This is a genomic window from Bradyrhizobium sp. LB14.3 (assembly GCF_040547985.1).
Classification (GTDB): domain Bacteria; phylum Pseudomonadota; class Alphaproteobacteria; order Rhizobiales; family Xanthobacteraceae; genus Bradyrhizobium.
Map to the genome: position 1 here is coordinate 1 of NZ_JBEPQT010000094.1, position 1,360 is coordinate 1,360.

General features: G+C 62.2%; 2 pseudogenes. Both read left to right on the forward strand.

Annotation, left to right across the window (positions count from 1 at the left end):
* Positions 1-169: 169 nt before the first annotated feature.
* Positions 170-1,026 (forward strand): annotated as a pseudogene (locus ABIB00_RS38985) (IS5 family transposase); the annotation flags it as partial.
* A gap of 80 nt (positions 1,027-1,106) precedes the next feature.
* Positions 1,107-1,271 (forward strand): annotated as a pseudogene (locus tag ABIB00_RS39310) (DDE-type integrase/transposase/recombinase); the annotation flags it as partial.
* Between the last annotated feature and the right edge of the window lie 89 nt (positions 1,272-1,360).

Below are 1,360 nucleotides of genomic sequence, written 5' to 3' on the forward strand. Positions count from 1 at the left end.
TATCGCTGTTGAATGGCTCATCGGCGCCCCCGCCGGCATGAGCTAAACCCCGGAAAATTCCAGCATCAGCTGGCCTAGTTTTGGGGAGCACTTCAACATCCGCTGAGGCTCTAATCGCCACTGGATGAAACTTCGGAGGCAGGTCACGATCAAGCCATCCGAACTGTCACGGGTGATCGTCACACCACGGTTCAGCCCAAGAACGTGACGTTTCCCACCGATGCGAAGCTTTTGAACCGGGCGCGCGAGAAGCTGGTAGGGTTGGCGCAGCGCCACGCGGTGGATTTGTGCCAGTCCTATGCGCGCGTGGGCAAGCTCGCCCTGGTCCAGCATCAGCGCTATGCCCACGCCAAGCAGTTCAAGCGCGCCAATCGGTTACTGAGGAAGTTGCGCACCTATCTCGGCCGCGTGATCCGTGACATCGGCCGCAAGATCGACGGTGACAGCGGGCTCGAAGCAGCGTTCGCAAAGCTGTTGCCGCTGGCGCGGCGCGTCCACGAGCAGCAACAGCGTCAACGCGGGCCGAAGATCTATTCCCTGCACGCGCCGGAGGTCGAGTGCATCGGCAAGGGCAAGGCGCACCGGCCTTACGAGTTCGGCGTCAAAGTCTCCGTTGCCACTACGATCAGCCGCGCGAAGGGCGGCCAGTTCGTCACCCATGTAAAGGCGCTGCCCGGCAACCCCTATGACGGTCACACGCTGGCCACCGTGATCCCGGACATGGAAGCGATGGTCGGCAACACCATCGCGCGCATCCTCGCCGACAAGGGATACCGCGGTCACAACGCGCCGCCCGATCACAAGTTCAGGGTCTTCATCTCCGGCCAGAAGCGAGGGGTGACGCCCAAGATCAAGCGCGAACTGCGCCGCAGGGCCGCCGTCGAACCCGTCATCGGCCATCTCAAGGCCGAGCACCGCATGGGCCGCAACTATCTCTGGTTCCGGCAGGGAGACGCCACCAACGCCGTCCTCGCCGCCGCCGGCTACAACTTCCGCCGCCTCATCCGTTGGCTCAGCCTCCTGCTGGGCCAAATCCTATCCGCTCTCAATGCCACGCTTCAGGCTCTCCAGCCTGAAACCAGAGTTCTTCACGGACGACGACTTAGGGTTGGCTTTATGTGGCCGCCGTCGTCGATCTGTTCTCGCGTCGGGTGGTCGGCTGGTCAATGAGTACGGCGATGACGGCACAGCTCGTCACCGATGCCCTGGTGATGGCGATCTGGCGACGCGGCAAACCGGATGCGCTGCTGCATCATTCCGACCGTGGCAGCCATGGCGGATTCAAACGGTCGTCGCAACACCAATTGTTTTCACTCATGACAGTAATTCGTCAAGCGCTTCTGCCGGCGTTTTCCAGCCC